We start from the raw sequence: 24599 nt of genomic DNA on the forward strand, positions 1-24599 counted from the left end.
GTGGAAGACTGGCGAGTAAGACTGAAGGCGGAGCTGAATCGGAAAAGGGCCGAGGAGGGCTTGCTTATAACCAAGCTGTCAGAGGCCTTGGGCTGGAGCCGTGACCGAGTCGGCAGGATGACAAATCCCAACAGCAATCCTGGGATTCAGGACGTCATCACCATGTGTGAGAAGGCCGGTATTTCAATAAGCTACGTGCTTACTGGTAAGAGGGAGGATCCCATTTATGACGGGGTCATCACCGAAATGTCGAAGCTGACGAAATCCGAACTCAATTCCTTGAAGAACCACTTGAGTTCGGCTCCCCTGAAGCCCGACCTTGACGAAGATCCCGACAGTAATTGAAGACCTTGTTAGCCTCATCCGGCTTCAGGGATAGTACGCGCATCACGAGTTCAAGTAGCAAGTCAGTGTTCATATTCGGCACAAGTTCAATTTTGGAATGTTCAATAATGGAACCTTTGGCATGACAGATAGCGATTGGCAACAACTAAGGGGTGAGTTGCTTGCATTCGGAAGGCGAGTGTCCAGCGACGGCTTCACGGCTGGATTTGATTTTATTGGGGGTATCCCGGCGGAAATCGTTACCACCTTCTCTGAGGACTGGTTGGCGGAGTACCAGGAGCGCGACTACTTGATGGTTGACCCGGTTGTCATTTGGGGAGCGCAACACGACGGCGTTAAATCCTGGAGCGAATTGTCGCGGCTGTTCCCCAATGTCTCCCCGAATGTAATCTCCATCGCCAGGGAGCGAGGAATGAAGCACGGAACTGTTGTTTCTATGACCGTCAACAGGAAGAAGGCGATTATCGGCATTACCCACGATGCCCTGGAGCTATCGGTCGAAGATCTCCGCGCCCTGCGCGGTCTCTTGGCGAATATGCTCATCGCCTGTCCCGAACGGCAGGAAGAGGTTCTTACCATGAAAGGGAAGAAGTACATTTCCCAGGTAGCCGAGGGGATGACGGACCAGGAGATTGCGAACTTGGAGGGCCGTTCCGTCAGGGCCGTTGCCGCTCTCCGCGAGCGAGTGACAGAAAAGCTAGGTGTGTTAACACTGCCGGCCGCTGTTCTGAAAGCTTACAAGTCGCGGATTATAGACTAATTAATCGCTGATTAGTTGTGCTGTTCAGCGTTACTCTACCGCTTTCAAACTCGGAGCGGTAAATGCAAAACGTGCTGATTGTAGACGACAAAAACATGGGGATTTACGGGGGGCTTCTGCACGAGCAGTTCAGGCAGCGTCACGCCCTCTTTGCGGAGGAACTCGCGTGGGACGTGCCCCGCTCATCTCAGATTGAACGCGACCAATACGACCGCGCAGAAACGGTTTACGTGCTGATTGAGGAGGGTGGGCGGCTGACCGCATATGCGCGGCTGCTTCCTACAACCGCGTCTGTGAATTACGGGTCCGCAGCCTTCAGCTACCTGGTGCGAGACGCTTGCTTGGGTAAGCTTCCTGGTATCCCCTCGGATATTTTAGAAGGCCAGGACCCGCCCCGGTCAGATGGCATCTGGGAGATGACGCGCGTCGAAGCCCAGGGGAAAAAGTCACTCGTGGCACTTTTTGAGGCGACCAATGCGTTTCTAGTGTCGCGAGGCGCACATAGTGCCATCACTTTCACCAGACGGAGCTTCGCTGGCATCCTCAACAAGCTGGGCTTTCGCACCGAAATACTCGGCAGAGAAGTGGACTACGGTGGCAAGCCATATTGCTCGATGATGACGACACTCATCAGTAGCCGAGAATAGAACTTTGCGTTGAAACTTGTCTGTTTGGACGCGCGCTGCATTCCCGCTGTGTAATCTTCATCAAGCGGTAGCGGCCAAGTGAACATAACGGTGCTTATAGGGTGAAAGCACCCGTTAGACCGGTCGTGCAGGGCGTCGGAGCGATTGGGAAATCGGCGCCCTGCTCATAGAGCACTAGGAACCCATCAATAGGTCAACTAAGCGGCAACCGGCTGGCAACTAGGCACGGTGTCGCGGCTGGCTTCACGGGCCGGCTATGCAAGCAAATCGCGCTGCTTTGAGTACTGCATGTGCGAGGCTTACCAAAGCAGCCGCTCAATGTTACCGATCGAAATGCTAATCCGCCCGCAAAGCAGGGCTTGAATGGTCCGACACAGGCGTAATGCCAGGAAAAGTGGACTAAGCACTCCGAATCAAAAAGTAAAACGCCGTCGTGGCGGTTGCACGGCGGCGTCTATATCTTGTTGTGAGTCGAAGCTCAGAACGAAATGTGGTAGCTCAATCGGGATTGCTCATTGCCATCTCTCCTTCTTTGTTGTGGCTCACACCACATCGTTGTTCAACATAGCCTGTCCTGCGATGATTTCAATCAGGTTAAGCCAAGGTCTGATTAAGTGACTATTTTTCACAGTTGGGCGAATGACACTTCGAGTCTGTTGATCCTGGCCATGAGACAAAGCGTTCCGAATGCCGCGCAGTCTATCAAGCGTATTTCGAACGCCGTTGTTTGAAAATGTCTCGAGCTCGTCCTTTTTCGTGATGAGAGGCTTTACCGAGTATCCGCCATCGAACTGAGTAGGAGTACAGAAGAAGTCCTTATGTCGCTCGACCTCGCACCACAGGTGTTTCATGTCGAGTGTAGCCATAACAAGGTGCTGGGCCTTTGGAATATCTTCGGTTGCGTGTTTCGTCGAGAGAGCTTCAACGACTGACTTCATCGTCTCGTCCAGGTCCGCCAGTGCGTGTGGTGCCGACAGCAGTTGGCGGATCTTCGACTTAGTCTGAACTTCAATAAAGTGGAAGGCTAGGTATTCCACAATCCGATAGCAGGTGAGGAAGGTGACGATCTCGTTGGAGGAAAGTGTAGCTTCGCGCCAATAGGCCAAAGCGTTGACGTCGATCTCACGACCGCGGATTTGTTCAGGAAACTGCCCGTGAAGGTATCTATCTCGTGCTTCATAGCCGGACAAGGCAGGGTCATGGATTAAGACCTGAGGAGCCTTTGTGTCATAATACGACATATAGGCGTTCAAGTTGTCGATTAAGCGGTCTAGGTGCTCCCAGGGCATGTCACCAAGTTGGATGAAAAACGATATCGGTTCACTTAGCGCGCGACCGGAGGGGGTGTTGCCCCCCCGCTCCTTATCTCGAGCTAGCATCATGAACGACATCATGTTTCGGTAGTTTGTGCTTGTGGAGTTGGTAACCGGAGACGCAGAAGAGGCTATGGACATGAGTTCCTCGGTAGACATTGCGAACCAGCACTGGTGAACTCTCCCAAGGAAGTGAAACTCGAAGTTTCTTTTCACAATAACTTGGCTGGATTCCGTGAGGCGGTACGCCGTCCATATCACTTCCAGCAATTGTTTATCGCGGTGATAGATCGCTGAATACTTTTCGGGCAGTGTGCAGGCATTCAACGCTTGAAAGAGCTGAGCTTGTGCTTCCATATCGCTGGGGACATGAAGAGCCACAGTCTTGTCTCCCCAGGGTTTTGCAATGGTAACACTTTGGTCTTCCTCGGCCACCAGCTGCGAATATGGGTTTTCTTTAATGAAGATTTCCAGGCTTTCAGTCGCTTCCTCAATATCAATGCTCACTGGGTGTTCCTTCAAATTCTACTTTATGCATGTGAATCATTGTGATCGTAACTTCCGGAAGAGTGGAGTCCGACGCCCTCACTGTACGCGTGATATAGCTAGCCTCAGACTTGTTGTCACGGCCGTTCAGCCCGAGCCAAAATCGCGTTCAAGTTCAGACTAAGTGCAGTGCGAGGCAAGTAGGCCCCACCGCCTTGTTTATAAGCGTTTAATTCCATTCTTGAACGCTTGACCAAACTTCGGCCCCTGTCGTTCAAGTTCGGGAAGACAGATTGCGGCGCCGTTCGTCTGCCATCCTGCCTGAATGCCCCAATTTATAGGCGTTTCAGGCAGCTTTCAGAGTTTGCAACGGGAAGTGTCCCGAAATTGGCCATTCGCGCTGTGTGGGCCATTCTTCCGGGTATTGAAGGACAAACGCTCCGCAGGCTGCTCCTGGGGTAGCCCTTCCTGAAAGCCCTTTTTTATATGGCCCCATCCGGGTTCTTCCGGCTTCCTCCGGCCTCTTCCGGTTACTGCAATATCAAGTGTCCCCTAACAGGGACACTTCGCGTTGCAGTGCGGGACACTTCCGGTTGCAGCAACTCATTTTCGCGAGTTCCCTGATTTTTAGGCGCAAAACCGGGGTTTAGCCAGTTCGGATCTGTGCCGGTTTCTCGATTTGACTCAGGGATTTCGGGACACTTCGCATTTGATACTCGAAAATCCGCTGCCCAGAACGAATAAGAACGCCAGGCGGCAGAGGGTTTTAAATGCCCATTAAAGGGGGGCTTTACGGTTTTTGAAGGCTTCAAGGCGGTTTGCCTCAAACCTCGAACTCCTTCTTCAATTCGAGATACGCGCGCGATGCAGCCATTGGGACCACCCCGTTACCGGCTGCAGCGGATCGGTCCACCCCGCAGGCCAGCCCATTATCCAATCGGTGAAGGCAGGGTTCTGCTGCAGCAGGGCTGTCCCCTTCGAGTGCGCGTCCCCAGCCAGCAAGGTCACCAGGCATCGGGGGGAAGAGGCCAGCGGCCCCGGCGTCCAGCCGGTGGCCTTCATCAGATCCCACATCACCGTCCAGCACAGCCCCGCTGTTCTCAGCGAGACCTGGCCCCCGGCCTGATTCTGATCCGCTACAAACAGGAAGCTGCCGGGCCCCATCCGGATCGAGGTCCGGTTGCCCCCCTGCTTGTACGTCGGCGTGGGCCAGAATGAAGAGCCTTTGCCTGATATGAGACCCGCCGACTTCAGCCGCCGATTGCACGCGCGCTGCAACCCGGTAGCCCATGCCTTGAAGGTCGCCGACGACGTCCTGCAGGCCAAGGGTGAGATGGCCGGCGACGTTCTCAAAGAAGCACCATTCCGGCTGCACTTCGCTGATAATGCGGGCGACGTCCGGCCAGAGGTGCCGGGGGGCCTGGTCGCCTTTGCGGTCACCGTTGAAGGTGAAGGGCTGGCAGGGATACTGGTGCGGTAGATGGTCCGCATCCGCCAGTTCCGGCCTTTTTCGCTCTGCTCCCCAGTCCAGCCGGTCCAGCCGCGCCGTTGTACAATGGCCCGGAAATTATCTTTGAACGCTGCAAAGCCAGTGCCCTCCACATCGGTTTTTTCCAATGCAACGGCAAGATCCGTCAGCAGGACGTTCCGGAATTCTTCAAAGCTGGACGCCGCTTCGAACATGGCTTCAATCTGATCCAGCATCCCATCCACCGCCGGGCCTGCCTCCAGCTCCAGGCAGGCGGTCAAATCCGGAATTGGCGGCACCCCCGGAAAATCGGCCGTAGAGGGCTGATCGGCCTGCAGGGCACGCGCCCTGAATAACCGTTCCGGGTATTACCTCCCCTATGAATGCTCTCGGGGGTATTTCGTTGATTGCACCTGGTTGGACACCCGACTGAGGTGGGGTTTCGGGCGATCTGCCCAGGATTGCGACTTTTGCATTCGGTGCAGACGGCCCCAGATTGTCCAGGACCTTTTACTGAGAAACCTGCGGCCCGGCAGAAACCCAAGGCACGGTCGCGTCGGTTCAGGTCTTAGGCTCGTCTGTTCGCTTAAGCGCCTTGTTATCTTCCTTGAGACTTCCTGCAATGCCGTCGAAAATTTTCTGGTTCGTGCTAGGGTTTTTCTGATCCACCGTGTGGTCCCTACGAGGGCAGAATTTGGCAAGGCGTGCATCCAGGTATGGGCAAAATGCAGGTTAGGTGTTTGATCCCATGGTTTGATGGTGGGATCTGCTCTTTGGAATGGAAGGAAGCATTATGGGACAAGTTCGTCACGGGAGCGCCACGCACTGTCACCTGGCAGGCGGTTTGCATGGCAAATCTGCCGAGAGGGCACGCACGCCATCAGAGCAGCAATACAGCGATCCGCTGCCCGGCAGGGTTATGCGAAGCATGATCCCGAAAGGGACAAGCTTCGATCGCGGCACTGAGCAAGGAGCTGGACATCAATCCCAAGACCGTTGCGAAGTGGCGCAAGCATGCGACGGTGGAGGATTTTAGGACCGGGCCGAAGGAGCCGCGTTCAACCGTTCCCTCCGAAGCGGAGGAGGCAATGATCGCCGCATTCCGGCGGCATACGCTACTGCCGTTGGATGATTGCCTTTATGCTCTCCAGCCGTCGATCCCGCATCTGACGCGGCCGGCGCTGCATCGGTGCCTTCAGCGGCATGGCATCTCGCGCTTGCCGGATGCCGCGGGTGACAAGCCAAAGCGGCAGCGGTTCAAGCGATACCCCATCCACTGCCCGGCAGTGCATGTTCACATGCATGAGAGGGGGGCTTCTTTCACATTGGCATCGCCGAGGTTCAGAAGGTGGAGGGCAAGCTTTATCTCTTCGTGGGCATTCACTGCCCGGCAGTGCATTCGCAACGCGAATGTCACGAGAGAGACCGGACCAGCAAGTTCGCCATCACCCAACTCGTGGACAAGGCAGATCGCAAGACAGCTTGGGAGCCCCTCGAACACCTGCTCAAAGCCGTTCCTTACCGGATACATACGATCCAGACCGATAACGGCATCCAGTTCCCCGAGCAGCTACGACAGATGTCCGAAGGTCTTCCTGTCAGCAATCGCGCTTGCCGCCCTCGTCATCTACTGGCTTTGAAACTCAAGGAGTCCAGAGCCTAGAGCGTTGGTCCCTACTTTTCCCAGAAAAGTCAGGCAGCGTTGTGTCGCAGCCAGGGATTCCTGCCGCGTTCGGTTGATCAGCCCCACTTGAATGGTCCAGTTTGATTGTTAGTGCATGACTGGCCTTGGGTCCATCTGGACGATGGTTTCCGGCGCCGGTGGGCGATAGCCCAGAGCACTATGAGGGCGTTTGGTGTTGTCGTGTTTCCTCCAGTCTTCGATGAGGATTTGCGCCTCGCGCAGGCTGTAGAAGATTTCGCCGTTCAAGAACTCGTCCCTGAACCGTGCGTTGAAGCTCTCGCAATATCCGTTCTCCCATGGAGACCCTGGTTCGATGTATGCGGTCTTCGCGCCAACAGCCTTGATCCAGTTCTGGACGGCCTGAGCAACAAACTCCGGACTGTTGTCTGAACGAATGAACGACGGCGCCCCGCGCAGAATGAACAGGCCGCTCAAGACATCGATGACGCTGCCTGAGTTCAGCTTGCGATCCACACGAATGGCAAGACACTCCCGACTGTACGCGTCGATGATGTTCAGTGTCCGGAAGGCTTTTCCATCGTCAGTGCGGCAATGCACGAAGTCATATGACCAGACATGGCTGCGCCGTTGTGGCCGAAGACGCGCACACGATCCATCGTTCAGCCAGAGCCGTCCCTTTTTCGGCTGTTTCATTGGTACTTTCAGCCCCTCTCGCCGCCACAGCCTTTCGACCCGCTTGTCATTCACATGCCAGCCAGCGTCCCTCAGCAAAGCCGCAATCCGACGATAGCCATATCGACCGTATTGTCCCGCCAGCTCGATCATGCCGGCCGCCAATCGTTCTTCATCAGCGCGGCCTACTGGCACTTTGCGCTGCGTGGATCGATGCTGTCTCAGAACCCGGCATGCCCGGCGCTCCGGGATGTGCAGTTCAGCACGAGCGCGATCAATGCAAGCGCGGCGGCGAGCGGGGCTTAGAAGTTTCCCTTCGCAGCTTCCGCCAAAATCAACTTGTCCAGCGTCAAGTCAGACACCGCCTTTCTCAGCCGTTCATTTCCTTCTGAAGACGCTTCAGTTCTTTCAGCTGGTCCGTGCCCATTCCACCGTACCTCAGCATCACGCTTGAACCAATGGCGCTGCGATGCTTCGATCTTCCAGCGATAAGACGTCTGTTCAGTCACACCAATCTGACGGATCGCATCCAGACGCGGCATACCTTGCCCAGTCAGAACCTCAACTTGCCGTAACTTCGTGACAGTCTCCTCGGGCTTTGGCCGTTTGTTGGCCATGGTATTCCTCCGTTTTCCTAAACATAGCGGAGGACCACTTCAGTGGGGGAAGACCAGCATGGCCGACAAAGAAAACAGTGAAATTGCAGAAATCGCGCGAAAGGACGGGCTGGATATTGCCGTGGATTTGAAGGGGTATACAAAGGACAACCGCCTGAACATCTTTAATGAACGGCTGGCTCCTTTAATGAACGGCTGGCTCCTGTGCATGTTGCATATCTGGGTTACCCCGGCACCAGTGGTGTCAAGGAAATGGACTACATGGTTGCTGATCCCGTCACGATACCGGCTCAATTGCGAAAGCACTATACCGAAAAAATCCTGTATATGCCCGACTGTTATCAGCCAAATGACGACAAACGCTCCGCATCGGCGAACAAGCCATCCCGTTCCGATGTTGGATTGCCGGAGGATGCGTTCGAATTTTGCTCTTTCAATAGTCCGTACAAGGTTTCACCCGAAGAGTTCGATATTTGGATGAAACTCCTGAAGAAGGTACCGGGCAGCGTCCTTTGGTTCTATTGCAATGAAAGTGAAGCTCAGAAAAACTTTGTCAAAGAAGCTAAGAAGCGAGGTGTTTCCGCCGACCGGATAGTTTTCGCCGGATTTGCAGATCAAAGTGATCACCTGGCCCGCTTGCCTCTTGCAGATATCTTTTTGGATACTTTTGCAGTGAACGCGCATACCACCGCAAGCGACGCTTTGTGGGCCGGGGTGCCTGTTGTCACCAAAATTGGCAAACAGTTTGCGGCGCGTGTCGCTGCCAGTCTACTCCACAACGTTGGAATGCAGGAACTTGTAGCCAGTTCGCCTCAAAAATATCATGCTCTTGCACTCAAACTGGCACGGGATCAAAAGTATTTTGCAGATGTGAAAGCAAGGGTCAAACAGGGGATCGCAGAAGGGCCTCTGTATGACACTCAAAAGTTTACTCGTAATTTCGAGGCCTTGATGGAAAAGGCCGTTGACCGGTTCAACGCGGGCCTGAAGCCGGAACACATCAGCTTGACCTGATCTCGGGTTAGCGGAATGCAACGGAGCGTAGTCACGTTTGCGCTCCGTTTTTTTGCAATTTTGAACCCGGTCTTCTGGCTACAGCAACCGGACCTGGGTGCCGATCTGCACCATTTCAAACAGCTCCTCGGCGTGCTGATTGTACAGGCCGATACAGCCGGAGGAGCTTTGCCGTCCGATCTTGCGGGTGTCGTGGGTTCCGTGCACCAGATAGGCCGGCCAGTCCAGATACATTGCCCGGGTGCCCAGCGGGTTGCCGGGGACGCCGCCCTCGATCCGGACCGGCAGGGTCGGATCACGCTCGCGCATGGAGGCGGTTGGGGTCCAGCTTGGGTTTTCCCGTTTGCGCACCACTTTGGTGTAGCCGCGTTTGGTCAGATCCTCGGTCATCGGCACAGAGGAGGGGAACAGCCGGTAGGTTTCACCATCCGCCCCCCAGTAGTGCAGCGCGCGGGAACTGATATCGGCGAGCAGGCAACCGGCGCCAAGCGTGTCGAAATGATCCTGCCAGTTCTGTTGGGTGAAGGCGGACAGGTTGCGCTGAACCGGCACTTCCTCACGGATTGCGGGTTCGTTTTGCTGAAAGGCGTCGGTGGATTGCGCGCGCAGGATGGCCGGGCTGGCCAAAGAGGCGCCGATGCCGGCCAGGGCGGCGCGGCGGGTGATGCGAAGTTTGGTCATTTTTCCTCTGCCAAGCTGCTCGAAAACTCCGCTGCAAGATAAGCAAGCGGACGGGTTTTCCTAGGGGCGGCATACTGGAATTGCCGCGCCTCACAAGCTTGTGTTGGGAAAAGCGGCGGAAGACCGCCGCCGGGGTCCGGGTTTCCCGCCTGGCTTCAGGCCTGCAGTTGGCGGGCCTGGGCAAAGGACAGCAGGCGCTTGCTGTCTTCGTCCCACAGGTGCAGCCGCGCATTGGCCAGGCTTTCGCGGATGGTCATCCGGTTGCCTTCGGACAGTTCCGCATGATCGCGCAACACTTCGGTCAGGCGGTAGAACGGGATGCGGCTGTAGAGGTGATGCACATGGTGGATGCCGATATTGGCGCTGATCCACTGCAGAACCGGCGGCAGCACATAGTGCGAGCTGCCATGAAGGGCTGCGTCATGCAGCTGCCAGTCTTCTTCCTGTTCCCATTGCGTGGTCTCAAACTGGTGCTGCACATAGAACAGCCACATGCCTGCTGTTGCAGCGACCAGTGTTGCCGGCACAAAGATCAGCAGAAGCGGCATCAGACCGCCAAAGTACCAGATAATGCCGACAGCTGCGAGGATCACCGCATTGGTGCCCATCGCGCTGATCCAGTAGCGGGCCTGGTTCATCAGACCGTAGGGAATGCGGTTTTGCAGGAAGAACAGGTAGCCGGGGCCAAAGCCGAACAGGGTCACAGGGTGGCGGTAGATCCGGTACATCAGCCGGTCCCAGCGTCCCAGTGCCCGGTATTCGGCCACCGTCATCGTGTGGATGTCGCCCATGCCGCGCTTGCCCAGGTTGCCATGGGTGCTGTGATGGATGGAATGCGTGCGGCGCCAAACGTCATACGGGGTGAGGGTCAGAACGCCGATGATGCGGCCGACCCAATCGCTGACATGGCGGTTGCGGAAGAAGGAACCGTGCCCGCAATCATGCTGAATGGTGAACAAGCGCAGCAGGAAAGCCGCGATCAGAATGGAGATCGCCAGCGTCAGCCAGTAGCTGACCGACAGCGACCACCAGGCCAGAGCCCAGAGCAGGAGAAAGGGGACAACCGTGACCGCCAGTTCAAACGCGCTGCGTCTGTGATCGGGTTCCCGGTACTGCGCGAGGACCTTCACCCAGTCGCGCGCCGTTTTCTCGGCCGCCTGCGGCCTGGTGGGGTCTGGGGAGTTGCTCATACGCCTGCCGTTTTATTTGTCTGATGCAGACCGGATAGACTACCAGACGCGTGGGGCAAGTGAAATTCTGCCGCAGGCCCGCCAAAACAGGGTCAATTCAGCCTAAACCGCAAAATAGTGATCGATTGGCCCCGGATTTTCGAAGTCTGATCAAAAAAATGAGGCCCCGGAAATCCGGAGCCTCTGAGTGTTTCCAGCCTGGCCGGAAGGTCAGTCCATTGCTTTGAAGTTGAACTCGCCGCCTTCTTTGATGCCTGAGGGCCAGCGCGAGGTCACGGTCTTGGTGCGGGAGTAGAACTTGAAGCTGTCGGGGCCGTGCTGGTTCAGGTCGCCGAACATGGATTTCTTCCAGCCGCCGAAGGTGTGATAGGCCAGCGGCACCGGGATCGGCACGTTGATGCCGACCATGCCGATGTTGACGCGGCTTGCGAAATCACGGGCGGTGTCGCCGTCACGGGTAAAGATCGCGGTGCCGTTGCCGTATTCGTGATCCATCGCCAGTTTCAGCGCGTCCTCGTAAGTTTCCGCGCGGACGGTGGACAGAACCGGGCCAAAGATCTCCTGCTTGTAGATCTCCATGTCCGGGGTCACGCGGTCAAACAGATGGGCGCCGACAAAGAAGCCGTCCTCGTAGCCCTGCAGTTTAAAGTCGCGGTTGTCGACCACCAGTTCCGCGCCCTGATCGACGCCGGACTGGATCAGGCCCAGGATGCGCTCCTTGGAGGCCGCGGTCACAACCGGACCCAGATCCACGTCGTCGCCTGCGGTATAGGGGCCGACTTTCAGTTTTTCGATGCGCGGGATCAGCTTTTCGATCAGCTTATCGGCGGTTTCCTCACCCACCGGCACCGCAACCGAGATTGCCATGCAGCGTTCGCCTGCTGCACCGAAGCCTGCACCGACCAGCGCGTCTGCTGCCTGGTCCAGATCGGCGTCGGGCATCACGATCATGTGGTTCTTGGCGCCGCCAAAACACTGCGCGCGCTTGCCGTTGGCGGTGGCGCGGGAATAGATGTACTGCGCAATCGGGGTGGAGCCGACAAAGGACACGCCTTGGATGATCTCGCTGTCGAGCAGGGTATCAACCGCTTCGCGGTCGCCGTTCACCACCTGGAACACGCCTGCGGGCAGGCCGGCCTCGACAAACAGCTCGGCCAGCATCAGCGGCACCGAGGGGTCGCGCTCGGAAGGCTTCAGCACCACGGCGTTGCCGCAGGCAAGGGCCGGGCCGACGTGCCACAGCGGCATCATCGCGGGGAAGTTGAACGGCATGATCGAGGCCACCACGCCCAGCGGCTGGCGCATGGAATACATGTCGATGCCGGGGCCTGCGCTGTCGGTGAATTCACCCTTCAGCATCTGAGGCGCGCCGATGCAGTATTCGATCACTTCCAGACCGCGCTGCAGGTCGCCCTTGGCGTCGGGGATGGTTTTGCCGTGCTCGCGGCTCAACGCCTCGGCCAGCTTGTCCATGTCGCGGTTCATCAGGCCGACCATGGCCATCATCACGCGGGCGCGTTTCTGCGGGTTGGTGGCGCCCCAGGCAGGCTGTGCAGCGGCTGCTTTTTCAATGGCGTCAGTGGTTTCCGCAACGCTGGCCATCGGGCAGAGATACTGCACTTCGCCGGTTGCAGGGTTGAAGATATCGTCAAAGCGGCCCGAGGTGCCGGAGACCAGTGCGCCGTTAATAAAATGGCCGAGTTCTTTCATCGGATCCTCCTCTGTTCATCTTGCCTTAATCCTAGGCTTGCAAAAATCATCGGAAAAGAGGAAAGATTTCAAAGAGGCTTTGCAGGAACGCAAAAGGTTAACAGAACGTTAGCAGCAAGACGGAGGACCCGGGCCAATGGATCCGCAGTGGGATGATATGAAAGTGTTTTTGGCGGTGGCACGGGAGGCAAGCCTGTCGGGCGCCGGCCGTATCCTGAAAATGGACCCTGCCACGGTGGGGCGGCGGGTCGCCCGGTTTGAGGCCGCACTGGAAACACCGCTGTTTGTGAAATCGCCGCAGGGCTATGCGCTGAGCGCTGCGGGCGACCGTCTGCTGGTCCATGCCGAAGCGGCCGAACAGGCCATGCGCGCCGGAACCGAGGCGCTGAGCGGACCCAGCGACACCATGTCCGGGCAGATTCGCATCGGCGCCCCGGATGGCAGCGCCAACTATCTGTTGCCGCAGGTCTGCGCCCGGATCGCCGAGGAGAACCCGGATCTGGACATCCAGATCGTGGCGCTGCCGCGGGTGATCAACCTCAGCCGCCGCGAAGCGGATATGGCAGTGACCGTCAGCGCGCCGACAGCGGGCAAGCTGCTGGTGCAGAAGATCTGCGATTACCGGCTGCATCTGGTCGCCTCGCGCCATTACCTGAAGAACCATCCGCCGATCAACGGGCTGGCTGATCTGAAGGGCCACAAAATGATCGGCTACATCCCCGACATGATTTTCGACAAGGAACTGGACTACCTCAACGACATCGGTGTCGAACGGGTGGCGCTGGCGTCGAATTCCGTGTCAGTGCAGATCAAGATGGCAGCGCAGGGCACGGCGATCTGCATTGCTCATGATTTCAGCTTGCCGGCCCACCGGATGCTGCGCAAGATCCTGACCGACAAGGTCAGCCTCAGCCGCAGTTTCCATCTGGTGCGCCACCAGGGCGACCAGCGCAGCGAGCGGTTGAACCGCTTTGCCCAGGCGTTGTCGAAAGGCATCCGCGACGAGGTGGCCCGGCTGGAAGCCTTGACTTAAAGCTGCGTTGCGGCACACTTAATTGAAACGCGCCAATATTATGGAGGTCTGCAACGTGCTCGTTCAGGTCATTTTGAAGTCCAAAGCCACCAACGGTGTGGTCACGATCAAGCCGGATGCCAGCGTGTCGGAAGCAGCCAAGCTTTTGGCAGAGAACAAATTCGGTTCCGTTGTAGTTTCCGCGGATGGAGAAAAACCCGATGGCATTCTGTCTGAGCGCGATATTGTCCGCGAGCTTGCCGCCACCGGGGCCGGCTGCCTGAGCAAACCTGTCAGCGAATACATGACGCGCAAGCTAGTGACCTGCACCAGCCAGTCGAATGTCGGCGGTGTGCTGCAGCAGATGACCGAAGGGCGTTTCCGCCATATGCCGGTTGTCGAAGACGGAAAACTTGTTGGGATCGTAACGCTTGGCGATCTGGTCAAAGCGCAGCTGGCGCAGGTGGCAATGGAGAAAGATGCCCTGCAAGGCATGATCATGGGGCACTAAGCCGCAGCGGCGGCGTCCGTATTTCTGCCCTCTTGCAATGATGGCCGCAAATATGTTTGCCTGTGCAAAAATTCTGACAAGGCAGGAGGCCGCCCATGCGTGTGGGTCTGTATCCCGGCACATTTGACCCGATCACCATCGGGCATATCGACATTATCCGCCGCGCCAGCGCGATGGTGGATAAACTGGTTATCGGCGTGGCAATCAACCGCGACAAGGGGCCGCTGTTTGACCTGGAAGAGCGGGTTGAGATGATCGAGGCGGAATGCGCCGAGCTTAGCACCGAAACCGGTACCGAGATTGTTGCGCATCCGTTTGAAAACCTGCTGATCAACTGCGCCCGCGACGTCGGCGCCCAGATCATCGTGCGCGGTTTGCGGGCGGTTGCCGATTTCGAATATGAGTTTCAGATGGTCGGCATGAACCGGGCGTTGGACAGCTCGATCGAGACCGTGTTCCTGATGGCAGAGGCTCGGCACCAGGCGATTGCCTCCAAATTGGTCAAGGAAATCGCCCGGCTTGATGGCGACGTGTCGAAATTCGTCACCCCGCTGGTCAATGACAAGCTGCTGGAGCGTCTGGGCAAGACCGCCTGAACCGGCGTGGCGCAATTCCGCTGCACAGTGCGGACCGCAAGCTGACCCGGCAGGGGCGCTGCCCCTCTTGGCCGCAGGCCAATTCACCCCGGGGTATTTTGCACCAGAAAGAAGCAAAACCGGCACAGGCGGCCGCGAAACCTGTGGAAGGCGGCCACAGGCCGGTCAGCGCCAGAAGGCGACCCAGTCGATCAGGGTAAACAGTTTCTTGCCCAGGAAGATCATGTGCTGATCGCCGAACATGGCAATGTCGATCACCGCGGCGGCAATCAGGAACACGCCGAGGGAAATGGCAATCCGGTTGGTCATCGGGGCTCCGCCGCAATAGAAAACGCCCGCCCAGATAACCTGAGCGGGCGTGAAGTCTCAAGGGGTTAGACTGAGATTAGCCCAGTTTGCCCATGGCAACGGCCACATCAGCCATGCGGACCGAGAAACCCCATTCATTGTCGTACCAGGCCAGCACCCGCACCATGCGGCCGTCCAGCACCCGGGTCTGATCCGGCGCAAAGATCGAGCTTTCCGGTGAGTGGTTGAAGTCGCAGGAGACCAGCGGTGCGGGCTCATAGCCCAGAACGCCCTTCATCGGGCCTTCGGCGGCTTCCTTGACGGCGGCGTTGATCTGCTCGGCGGTCACATCGCGGCCGGCGCGGAAAGTCAGGTCCACGGCGGAGACATTCGGGGTCGGCACGCGGATAGCAGAACCGTCCAGGCGGCCCTTGAGGTTCGGCAGTACTTCACCAAGCGCTTTGGCGGCGCCGGTTGAGGTCGGGATCATCGACATGGCAGCGGCGCGGGCGCGGTACAGGTCGCTGTGGCGGCGGTCCAGGGTCGGCTGGTCGCCGGTATAGGCGTGGATGGTGGTCATGATGCCATGCTCGATGCCAAACGCCTCGTCCAGCACCTTGGCCAGCGGTGCCAGGCAGTTGGTGGTGCAGGAGCCGTTGGAGATCATGGTGTCGGCAGCGGTCAGCTGGTCGTCGTTGACACCGAAGACGATGGTCTTGTCGACGTTTTTGCCGGGGGCGGACAGCAGCACTTTCTTGGCGCCGCGCTCAAGGTGCGCCTTGGCCTTCTCGCCGTCGTTGAACTTGCCGGTGCATTCCAGAACCACGTCGCAGCCCGACCAGTCCAACGCGCCCATGTCGTAGGTGGAGAACATCTGCATGTCGCCGCGGCCCAGGTTCATGGTGCCGTCGCCGATGGTCACTTCACCCGGGAAACGGCCATGCACGCTGTCGTATTTGATCAGATGCGCCGCGGTCTCCAGCGGGCCGGTGGCGTTCACCTTGATCACTTCGATGTCGTCGCGGCCCGAGGCGGCGATGTGCGACAGGGTGCAGCGGCCGATGCGGCCAAAACCGTTGATCCCGACTTTGATGGTCATGAGTTACGTCTCCAAGCGAGCAAAAACCTTTGACCGCCATATAGACCGGGGCTGATGTGGTCTAAAGAGGTAAAAGCGTCATTAAATGAAACTGTTAGCGCAAAAAGCGAGCGGTGGCGCTAACGGTTTGCGACGGTGGCGGTAACGGAAATCCGCTGTTCCGCCGCGGTGGCGCTAACGCTTGTGCTGCGGCGCGGAAGCGGGCAGATTGCCCCCGAACGCGGACAGGATTTGAGGGATTTGGCATGAGCGGTTTGCTGGCGCTTCTGGATGATGTTGCAGGGATTGCCAAGGTTGCGGCGGCCTCGGTCGATGATGTGGCAGCGGCGGCGGGCAAGGCCGGCGCCAAGACCGCAGGCGTGATCATTGACGACGCGGCAGTGACGCCCAAATATCTGCAAGGCTTTGCGCCTGCGCGCGAGCTGCCGATCATCTGGCGCATCACCCGCGGCTCGCTGTTCAACAAGCTGATCCTGTTGATGCCGGTGGCGATGCTGCTGGCCAATTTTGCGCCATGGCTAATCACGCCCTTGCTGATGCTGGGCGGCTGTTACCTGTGCTTTGAGGGGGCCGAGAAGGTCTTTCACGTGCTGTTCCCCCATGCCAGCCACGCCATCGACGAGGACATGAGCATCAAGGACCCCGGCCATCTGGAGGAGCAGAAGATCAAAGGCGCGATCAAGACCGATTTCATCCTGTCCGCCGAGATCATGACCATTGCCCTGGCCGCGATTGAGGCGCCGAATGTCTGGATGCAGGCGGCAACGCTGGCGGTGGTGGCGATTGGCGTCACGCTTGCGGTCTACGGTTCTGTCGCGGTGATCGTGAAGATGGACGATGTGGGCCTGTATCTGGCGGGTAATGCACCGACACCCATCGGCCGCGGTCTGGGGCGCGGGCTGGTCAAGTTCATGCCGGTGCTGATGAAGATCCTGTCGGTGGTCGGCACCGCTGCGATGCTGTGGGTGGGCGGCTCGATCATCATCCACGGGCTGGAGGTGTTGGGCTTTGGCTGGCTGGGCCATTTGATCCACGACTGGGCCTATGCCGTGGGACATGCAGTGCCTGCTGCCTGGGAAGGCTTTGCCGAGTGGAGCGCCAAGGCGGCGATGGACGGGGTGTTTGGGGTGGCGCTGGGGCTGCTGCTGATCCCGCTGGCGACCAAGGTGATTGGGCCTGTGATTAGTAAGTTCACCCAACCCTAAAGTGATTCCGAAGCCCCAAAGCTAGTAGAAACGAAAAGATAAGCCCAAGGACAGTTTGTATACCCGCGAAAAATTTCAGGACGGAAGGAAGTTGCTCCACCAACTTCTGCTCCACCAGCTTTCCTAAGCCAAAAAAACTAAAAGTATTGCTGAATGAATATCCCAGCCCTGTCCAAAATGGAGTTTCTGGTGAGTTATCAAGGACCGCAGAAGAGCTAACAAAATAACCAAGGTAAGCAGCACAGCCGAGGCCCACGAGGAAAAGCAATGAGGCTAATGGACGGCCAATAGAGTAACCGTAGTTAGAAAACCAACCGTAAAGCTTTACTAAGAGACTATACCATCCTTTGGGCTGCCCCTTAGCTCTGAACTCCAACCTCGTAAAAAAGTGGGCGTCCTCTGGGCGTTGCAATTCCTCCATCCGGCGACGTAAGGCCGTGAAGCTATTGCTTTCGATTTTTAACTGAAGCGGGGTGTAGGGCTCATGTGTCCCAAAGCGATCAATGGAAGGTGTTGGAAAACCCCAGTTCTCTGGTTTCAACGGAAAGACAGTGTCTTCTGGCAGTGTCGCTTCATAGAATTTCGGGCAGCCACCATAGAAAATAGTGTCGTCAAACCGGGCGGCTTCTTCAAACTTGGCTTTGGTGAAGTCAGCGTTCTTAAGCTGGGCTTTAGAGAAAGTTGCTTGCCGCCAGAATCTAGCATTTCTGAATTCAACAGCGTTACCAATCCATCCGATGTTACCCATCTTAGCCTCACGAAAGTAAGCAAAGCGTTGGAAGTGGGTGTCTGAAAAATGCGCAGCCGCCAGAATAGATTTTTGCATTGAAAAATTCATGCTGAATTTTGACCTGCTGAAATCAATCACGAACGGGAACACCCTGTTGGAAAGCAGAACAGACTTCTCAAACACCAGCTCGCGAAAAGAAATTGTGGAAAAGCCGTGCATAGCATCTGGGTCGGGTAGCTTCTCAAATGGAATGTTTGCTAGTTTGAAGCGTTCTTCAATGTGCTGAATTTCTCTATCAGATAATGGGCGCATCTCCTCAGGGTCAACCTCAAGTGTTTTAGCAAGGTTTTCCCTGAATTCCTGCTGCAGGGTATGAGCCATGAAGCCGTTCCAGATACGGCGGTTTTTCTTTTCGAAACTCCCATCGAAGCCAGCCGCATGTTCTCCGTGTGTTGTAGCCAACAGGTAAAACGGATTGCTTTCTGCCAAGGCTAAGCCAGTGTCGAGCATGTTAGGTAATCACTTTAAGGAATTCGCTTCTGTCAGGGTAAAGTGTTGGTCCTGATATGAAAAGGGGCGCTGTGGATAGCGCCCCTTAGGAATGTTTTGTTGGCTAACAGTGACTCAGCCCAGCAGCTCTTTCACCTTCGCCACCGTGCCCTCAGCCGTAATGCCGAAGCGTTCGAACAGTTCGCCTGCCGGGGCAGAGGCGCCGAAGCGGTCCATGCCGACGAAACCGGCTTTCTTCTCCTGGCCGCGCTCGCCCAGCAGCCAGCGGTCCCAGCCGCCGGCGCGCATGGCGGCCTCAATACCCACACGCACCGGGCCTGCGGGCAGGACCTTGCGGCGGTAGGCTTCGTCCTGCTGTGCAAACAGCTCCATGCAGGGCATGGAGACGACGCGGGTGCCGATGCCCATCGCTTCCAGCTTGGCCTTGGCTTCCATCGCAACGGAAACCTCGGAACCGGTGGCGATCAGGATCACCTGGCGCTTACCCTCGGCCTCGGCCAGCACATAGGCGCCTTTTTCGACCATGTTGGTCAGCTTGTGTTCGGTCCGCACGGTCGGCAGGTTCTGACGGGTGAGCGTCATCACCGAGGGGGTGTCCTTGGAGGTGAGGGCGATTTCCCAGGCCTCGGCGGTTTCCACGGTGTCGGCGGGGCGGAACACATAGGTGTTCGGGGTCGCGCGGCAGATTGCCAAATGCTCCACCGGCTGGTGGGTCGGGCCGTCTTCGCCGACGCCGATCGAGTCGTGGGTCATCACAAACACGGTCGGGATCTTCGACAGAGCGGCCAGACGCATCGCGGGGCGGGCATAGTCGGTGAAGCAGAAGAAGGTGCCGCCGTAAGCGCGCACGCCGCCGTGCAGCACCATGCCGTTCATCGCGGCCGCCATGCCGTGCTCGCGGATGCCCCAATAGACATAGCGGCCCTTGCGGTTGTCGGTGTCAAAGGTGCCGAGATCACCGGTCTTGGTGTTGTTGGAACCGGTGAGGTCAGCCGAGCCGCCGACGGTTTCCGGCATCAAGGGGTTGATGACGGCCAGCGCCATTTCCGAGGATTTGCGGGTGGCGACCTTGGGTTGCTCTTCGCTGACCTGCTTTTTCAGCGCCTTGATGGCGGCGGACAGTTTCTTGGGCGCGTCCAGCGCATAGGCGCGGTTGAAACGGTCCTGCTTTTGCGACGACAGCTCGGCAAAACGGGTTTCCCAGGCTTCCCGTTCGGATTTGCCGCGCGCACCGATTTCTTCCCACTGGGATTTGATCTCGCTCGGCACTTCAAAGGCGCCGCCGGTCCAACCATAGGCGTCCTTGGCCGCCTTCAACTGGTCCGCATCGGTCAGGGCGCCGTGGCCCTTGGAGGTGTCCTGCGCGGCGTGGCCCAGGGCAATGTGGGTTTTGCAGGCGATCATCGACGGTTTCTTGGACTTCTTGGCGGCCTCGATGGCCTCGTCGATGGCCTTGGGGTCGTGGCCGTCGATTTCCAGTACCTGCCAGCCCGACGCCTTGAAGCGCTGCACCTGGTTGGTGCGGTCCGAAAGCTCAACCGTGCCGTCGATGGTGATGTTGTTGTTGTCCCAGAACACAATCAGCTTGCCCAGCTGGTGGCGGCCGGCAAGGCCGATGGCCTCTTGGCTGATGCCTTCCATCAGGCAGCCGTCGCCGGCGATCACATAGGTGTGGTGATCGACAACCTTGCGGCCGTAATGGGCGCGCTGCATTTCTTCTGCCATGGCAAAGCCGACGGCGTTGGAGATGCCTTGGCCCAGCGGACCGGTGGTGGTTTCAACCGCGTCCAGCAGGAAGTTTTCCGGATGGCCCGCAGTCAGCGCGCCGGTCTGGCGGAAGTTCTTGATCTGATCGAGCGTGACCTGCTTGTCGCCGACAAGATACAGCAGCGAATAGATCAGCATCGAGCCGTGGCCCGCCGACAGGATGAACCGGTCGCGGTCCGGCCACTGCGGGTTGGATGCATCAAATTTGAGGTGCTTTTCGAACAGCACGGTCGCCACATCGGCCATGCCGATCGGCATGCCGGTGTGGCCGGAATTGGCGGCGGCGACGGCGTCCAGTGCCAGCGCGCGAATGGCGGCGGCCTTGTTCCAATGGTCGGGATTGGCGGTGCGCAGGGCTGTCAGGTCCACTTGGATCGTCCTTTGGCGTTAACAGGCAATTGCTGCGCTCAATAACAGCGATGCCGCAAAGATCAAGCATGGTTGCGCCTATGTCTGCTATGTTGCGCGAAGTTGGCGCGGCAAGTGGTTGAAAGACAAGGGGGGGTGTTTTATCCCTGAAAGGGAAGAACTGGCCCATGTCGGCGGCAGATGCGCGATTCGCGCGGGCGCCGGAATGAATATGGCACTGATGTGGACGGGTGAGGGACAGGCATGAACCAGATTGAAGAATTGCAAGGCCGCATCCAGGCGGCGCTGGAACGTATCGGCACCGGCACGGCTGCGCTGCAAGAGGCGCGCGAAGCGGATAAGGTCAAGGCCGCAGAGGTTGCTGCCGAGGCCGCTAAGGCGGCGGAAGCGGCTGCTGCCGGGGCCGCGACGGCTGAGATTGAACAGGCGCTGGAAGAAGAAAAGCTCGCCAATGCCCAGCTTGAAGAGCGGGTGAAGGTGCTGCGCGCACGGCTGCAGGAAGCCGGAAACCAGGCTCCCGCCGCAAATGAAGATATTGCGGCGATGGAAGCCGAGCTGCAGTTGTTGCGCAACGAAGCTGGCGATCCGGCGGAAAAGGAAGCCCTGCGCGGTGAAGTTGCGCGCCTAAAGGGCGAGCTGGAAGCCGCGGCAAATACCGCCGCCAGTGACAAGGAAGCGCTGGAAGACCAGCTGTCTGAAGCCCAGGCTGCCAATGACAGCCTGAAGGCTCAGCTGGAGGAGGCGTCGGCTGCTGCGGCAGCACCGGCGGAAGCGGCCCCGGCCCAGGACAGGGGCGCCGAGATTGAACGCCAGAATGAAACCCTGCTGCGGCTTGATACCGAACTGCAGCAATTGCGCCAGGCCAACGAGGAACTGCGGGCCTCCAACACCGCGCTGCGCGATGCAAATGCCCAAAGCCTGGGCGATGCCGGGCTGATCAACACGGCCATGGAAGCCGAGATCGAGGGGCTGCGCGCGGCGCAAGCCAGCGACCAGGCCCAGGTCAACGCGGTGCTGGCCAAGCTGGAACCGCTATTGGCCAATGCCCGCAACCTGCCGGAAGGGGAGGAAGTCTGATGCCCGAAGTAACGATAATGATCGGCGGCCGCGGCTTTGAGGTGTCCTGCCAGGAGGGTGAGGAAAGCTACCTGCATTCTGCTGCCAAGATGCTGGACGACGAGGCGCAAGTGCTGTCGGACCAGATCGGCCGGATGCCCGAGGCGCGGATGCTGCTGATGGCCGGGTTGATGCTGGCCGACAAAACGGCGGCGGTTGAGGACCGGATCAAGGAAGTCGAGGCCGTCCTGGCTGAGCGTGACCAGGAGCTGGCGGATCTGCGCGCCATGCCGGCACCGGAACCGGAGCGGATCGAAGTCCCGATCGTGCCGCCGCAGGTCGCCGAGAGCCTTGCCGAACTGGCCGCCCGGACCGAAGCGCTGGCACAGGAAATCGAAGAAAAAGCCCAACCGGCAGGCTGAGAACCCGCAGGCTGGGAACTGGCGCGGGCCTGCGCGGCAGCAGAGGAAAACGGCAAAATATTGTTCGTTTTCCGGCCTTTGCCGGACCCGCCGGAAACACTGTTTTTCATGTAATCAGGCCGCCCGGTGCTCGTCCGTGGCGAGTGTTTGCGGTAGCTTCACCGCACGGGCAGAAGTCCTGACGCAGTGGAGCCGCACAGAATGTACGAAGCATTGATCCTGGGAGTCTTGTTGCTGGCCGGCGCCTCGGCAAGTGCTTATGACTTTGACCTGCCGCTGCCGGAAGAAGAGCAGCCCGATACAGAACCCACAGAAAATTCCGACCGCCTGCAGCTTGGCGATGAGGCGGACAGCATTGATGCCGGCAGCGGCAATGACCAGGTGCGTGCCGGTGGCGGCGATGATACTGTCTCCGGCGGCCTGGGGCTGGACATCCTGCAAGGCGAGGGTGGCGCAGATCAGCTGTCTGGCGGCGAATTCCACGACATTCTGCTGGGCGGTGCGGGCGCGGATGTGCTAGACGGCGAAGGCGGCAAGGATATCCTGTTCGGCGGCACCGGCGACGACACGCTGATAGGCGGGGACTGGGATGATGTGCTGGCAGGCGGCGAAGGTTCGGACGACTTGTCCGGCGGGCGTGGCAACGACAATCTCTTTGGCGTCAGTGTTGACCCGGAGCCGGACGCCGGGACACTGAAATCTCTGCGCGACGGCAAGGTGCTGGCAGAGAATATTTTTGCCCTGTCCGCGGATGATGAGGCTGACACGCTGGACGGCGGCGATGGCAACGACTTCCTGGCCTTGGGGGCAGGGGATACCGCCATTGGCGGCAGCGGCAAGGACGTGTTTGAGCTGCACCGTGATCCGGATGCAAACGGCGTAATCACGATTAAGGATTTTGAGGCCGGCACCGATACCGTTCGGGTCGCTGGCGGCAATACCGGCGGTTTCAGCATCCAGCGGGAGGAAGACAGCGGCGATGCGCTTGTCCTGGAGAACGGCAAACTGGTTGCAAGGCTGCTGGGGGCCGGCGACAGTTTTGCCTTGGAAAACCTGGGCTTTTTGGGCAATGCATCCGCGAATGCAGGCTGACCCGGCCTGAATAGCCACCGGTTTCGCGGCTGTGATTGCAGACCTGATTTCACTGTTTCTCTATGGGGAACAAACCGTTTACGGCAATTTTTAGGCAAAATAACAACAAAATCTGGACCAATTTGAAGAATTCCCGTAGCTGAGTTGTGATGTATTTCTGCTTTCTACTTTTGGGGGACTAAATGATTGGCGCACTTGTTCTAAGCACATTGGCAGTTGCCGGCCTGGCGATCAGCTTTGATGACGGCGATGATAACGCGCCCGAGCCGGATCCCATTGATGAAAACCCTGAACCTGTACTGCCGGGAACCCTTCCTACGGATGGGCCGGACGATCTGGTCCTGGGGGATGAAGACGATGTTCTGGACGCAGGAACCGGGGCCGACCGGGTGCAGGCCGGCGGCGGCAATGATCAGATCTCGGGCGGCGAGGGCAAAGACACAGTTCTGGCAGGCGACGGCAGCGACACGGTGTCCGGCGGCGCGTTTCATGATCTGATTTACGGTGGCAACGGCAATGACCTCCTGTCCGGCGACGGCGGCCTCGACACGATTTTCGGTGAAGGCGGCAACGATACGCTGGACGGCGGCGACTGGAACGACTCGCTGGTTGGCGGCCTGGGCTATGACAGCCTGACAGGCGGCATCGGAAACGACGTTCTGATTGCCGGCGCCGGAAAAGACGTGGCCTATGGCGGCGAAGGCAACGACACTATCTCCGGCGGCGAATTTCACGACATTGCCTATGGCGGTGCCGGAAACGACTCGATTTCCGGCGATGGCGGTATTGATGTTCTGTTCGGCGACGGCGGCGACGATACGCTGGACGGCGGTACCTGGGATGACGACCTGATCGGCGGCGATGGCGCGGATGTTTTGAATGGCGGCGCCGGCAATGATGCTCTGAGCGGGGTAAACCTGACGCGGGACCTGACACCGGAAGAGGTTGCCAGCCTGCGTGACCAGGATGAGGGTGCAACGCTTGAGGGCGTCGGATTCTCCAACGCGGCAGATGGCGCCGATACGCTGGATGGCGGTGCCGGCAATGACTTCCTGCTGATGGGCGCCGGCGATACCGGAACCGGCGGCGAAGGTCAGGATGACTTCGGCCTGTATATGTCGCAGGACGCAACCGGTGTCATCACCATCACCGATTACACAGCGGGCGAAGACGTGGTTCAGCTGGTTTTTGACAATGGCAGCGAAACCGTGAATGCCGACGACTACAGTGTTGAAAATGATGCGGAAACAGGCGATGCGCTGATCCTGCAGCAGGGCGAGGTTGTGGCCCGGTTGCAGGGGGCCGGCGATACCTTTACCGCCGATGACCTGGTGCTGATCGACGCGGCGTAAAACCCCGCATCAGTCACGAAACAAAAAAGGCCTGCCGCAACG

Annotated in this window: 21 protein-coding genes and 2 pseudogenes; 13 read left to right on the forward strand and 10 right to left on the reverse strand. The window is 58.3% G+C overall.

Annotated elements, in window-relative coordinates:
• The 3 genes from K3555_RS09035 (at position 1) to K3555_RS09045 (ending at position 1752) form a co-directional block, all read left to right on the forward strand.
• Positions 1-345: a helix-turn-helix transcriptional regulator gene (locus K3555_RS09035; RefSeq protein ID WP_260008221.1), complete on the forward strand. Its 345-nt coding sequence runs from the start codon at positions 1-3 to the stop codon at positions 343-345.
• 121 nt (positions 346-466) lie between these two features.
• A complete protein-coding gene (locus K3555_RS09040) occupies positions 467-1105 on the forward strand; it encodes an autoinducer binding domain-containing protein (RefSeq protein ID WP_260008222.1) in 639 nt (212 codons plus the stop codon).
• 62 nt (positions 1106-1167) lie between these two features.
• Entirely contained in the window at positions 1168-1752 is a 585-nt protein-coding gene (locus tag K3555_RS09045; RefSeq protein WP_260008224.1) for an acyl-homoserine-lactone synthase, read from the forward strand.
• Between the two features lie 542 nt (positions 1753-2294).
• Here K3555_RS09045 and K3555_RS09050 read toward each other — a convergent pair.
• Both K3555_RS09050 and K3555_RS09055 read right to left on the reverse strand, forming a co-directional pair.
• Entirely contained in the window at positions 2295-3572 is a 1278-nt protein-coding gene (locus K3555_RS09050; RefSeq protein ID WP_260008226.1) for a hypothetical protein, read from the reverse strand.
• 802 nt (positions 3573-4374) lie between these two features.
• A complete protein-coding gene (locus K3555_RS09055; protein WP_311200041.1) occupies positions 4375-5091 on the reverse strand; it encodes a DNA cytosine methyltransferase in 717 nt (238 codons plus the stop codon).
• Between the two features lie 872 nt (positions 5092-5963).
• Here K3555_RS09055 and K3555_RS09060 point away from each other — a divergent pair.
• Positions 5964-6502 (forward strand): annotated as a pseudogene (locus K3555_RS09060) (hypothetical protein); the annotation flags it as partial.
• A 288-nt stretch (positions 6503-6790) separates the two neighbouring features.
• Here the strand turns inward: K3555_RS09060 and K3555_RS09065 are convergent.
• A pseudogene (locus K3555_RS09065) lies at positions 6791-7953 on the reverse strand (IS3 family transposase).
• A gap of 204 nt (positions 7954-8157) precedes the next feature.
• On the opposite strand from K3555_RS09065, the gene K3555_RS09070 reads away from it, so the two are divergent.
• Positions 8158-8967 carry a hypothetical protein gene (locus K3555_RS09070; RefSeq protein WP_260008228.1) on the forward strand — a complete coding sequence of 270 codons (810 nt, stop codon included), beginning with the start codon at positions 8158-8160 and terminating at the stop codon, positions 8965-8967.
• Positions 8968-9045: 78 nt separating this feature from the next.
• Here the strand turns inward: K3555_RS09070 and K3555_RS09075 are convergent, their stop codons facing one another.
• From K3555_RS09075 to K3555_RS09085, 3 genes are all read right to left on the reverse strand, one after another.
• The gene (locus K3555_RS09075; RefSeq protein WP_260008230.1) at positions 9046-9648 is read right to left on the reverse strand and encodes a L,D-transpeptidase; all 603 of its coding nucleotides are present in this window, start codon (positions 9646-9648) and stop codon (positions 9046-9048) included.
• A gap of 155 nt (positions 9649-9803) precedes the next feature.
• Positions 9804-10838 (reverse strand): fatty acid desaturase, encoded by a 1035-nt coding sequence (locus K3555_RS09080; protein WP_259992026.1) that lies wholly within the window; start codon positions 10836-10838, stop codon positions 9804-9806.
• Between the two features lie 210 nt (positions 10839-11048).
• A complete protein-coding gene (locus K3555_RS09085; protein WP_259992028.1) occupies positions 11049-12548 on the reverse strand; it encodes a CoA-acylating methylmalonate-semialdehyde dehydrogenase in 1500 nt (499 codons plus the stop codon).
• Between the two features lie 136 nt (positions 12549-12684).
• On the opposite strand from K3555_RS09085, the gene K3555_RS09090 reads away from it, so the two are divergent.
• The 3 genes from K3555_RS09090 (at position 12685) to coaD (ending at position 14667) form a co-directional block, all read left to right on the forward strand.
• Positions 12685-13581 carry a LysR family transcriptional regulator gene (locus tag K3555_RS09090; protein ID WP_259992030.1) on the forward strand — a complete coding sequence of 299 codons (897 nt, stop codon included), beginning with the start codon at positions 12685-12687 and terminating at the stop codon, positions 13579-13581.
• Positions 13582-13636: 55 nt separating this feature from the next.
• Positions 13637-14071 (forward strand): CBS domain-containing protein, encoded by a 435-nt coding sequence (locus K3555_RS09095; RefSeq protein WP_260008231.1) that lies wholly within the window; start codon positions 13637-13639, stop codon positions 14069-14071.
• Between the two features lie 95 nt (positions 14072-14166).
• Positions 14167-14667 carry a pantetheine-phosphate adenylyltransferase gene (coaD, locus tag K3555_RS09100; protein WP_260008232.1) on the forward strand — a complete coding sequence of 167 codons (501 nt, stop codon included), beginning with the start codon at positions 14167-14169 and terminating at the stop codon, positions 14665-14667.
• Positions 14668-14832: 165 nt separating this feature from the next.
• Here coaD and K3555_RS09105 read toward each other — a convergent pair whose 3' ends face one another.
• Complete coding sequence (locus tag K3555_RS09105) at positions 14833-14976, reverse strand: hypothetical protein (protein ID WP_259998996.1); 144 nt, start codon at positions 14974-14976, stop codon at positions 14833-14835.
• A gap of 76 nt (positions 14977-15052) precedes the next feature.
• Positions 15053-16054 carry a type I glyceraldehyde-3-phosphate dehydrogenase gene (gene gap, locus K3555_RS09110; RefSeq protein WP_260008233.1) on the reverse strand — a complete coding sequence of 334 codons (1002 nt, stop codon included), beginning with the start codon at positions 16052-16054 and terminating at the stop codon, positions 15053-15055.
• A gap of 245 nt (positions 16055-16299) precedes the next feature.
• On the opposite strand from gap, the gene K3555_RS09115 reads away from it, so the two are divergent.
• Entirely contained in the window at positions 16300-17259 is a 960-nt protein-coding gene (locus K3555_RS09115) for a DUF808 domain-containing protein (protein ID WP_260008234.1), read from the forward strand.
• Here the strand turns inward: K3555_RS09115 and K3555_RS09120 are convergent.
• Both K3555_RS09120 and tkt read right to left on the reverse strand, forming a co-directional pair.
• Positions 17246-18499 (reverse strand): pentapeptide repeat-containing protein, encoded by a 1254-nt coding sequence (locus tag K3555_RS09120; protein ID WP_260008235.1) that lies wholly within the window; start codon positions 18497-18499, stop codon positions 17246-17248. The two genes, K3555_RS09115 and K3555_RS09120, sit on opposite strands and share 14 nt — an antisense overlap.
• A 114-nt stretch (positions 18500-18613) precedes the next feature.
• Positions 18614-20635, reverse strand: coding sequence for a transketolase (tkt, locus tag K3555_RS09125; RefSeq protein ID WP_260008236.1), 2022 nt, complete (start codon positions 20633-20635; stop codon positions 18614-18616).
• A 243-nt stretch (positions 20636-20878) separates the two neighbouring features.
• Between tkt and K3555_RS09130 the strand changes: the two genes are divergently transcribed.
• The 4 genes from K3555_RS09130 (at position 20879) to K3555_RS09145 (ending at position 24557) form a co-directional block, all read left to right on the forward strand.
• Positions 20879-21712 carry a colicin transporter gene (locus K3555_RS09130; RefSeq protein ID WP_260008237.1) on the forward strand — a complete coding sequence of 278 codons (834 nt, stop codon included), beginning with the start codon at positions 20879-20881 and terminating at the stop codon, positions 21710-21712.
• A complete protein-coding gene (locus tag K3555_RS09135) occupies positions 21712-22113 on the forward strand; it encodes a cell division protein ZapA (RefSeq protein WP_259992050.1) in 402 nt (133 codons plus the stop codon). Before K3555_RS09130 ends, K3555_RS09135 begins: the two co-directional genes overlap by 1 nt.
• A 201-nt stretch (positions 22114-22314) precedes the next feature.
• Complete coding sequence (locus K3555_RS09140) at positions 22315-23205, forward strand: calcium-binding protein (protein ID WP_260008238.1); 891 nt, start codon at positions 22315-22317, stop codon at positions 23203-23205.
• 182 nt (positions 23206-23387) lie between these two features.
• Positions 23388-24557, forward strand: a complete 1170-nt coding sequence (locus tag K3555_RS09145; RefSeq protein ID WP_259999010.1) for a calcium-binding protein — start codon at positions 23388-23390, stop codon at positions 24555-24557.
• Positions 24558-24599: the final 42 nt, after the last annotated feature.

This window comes from Leisingera sp. M527 (assembly GCF_025141525.1).
Lineage (GTDB): Bacteria > Pseudomonadota > Alphaproteobacteria > Rhodobacterales > Rhodobacteraceae > Leisingera.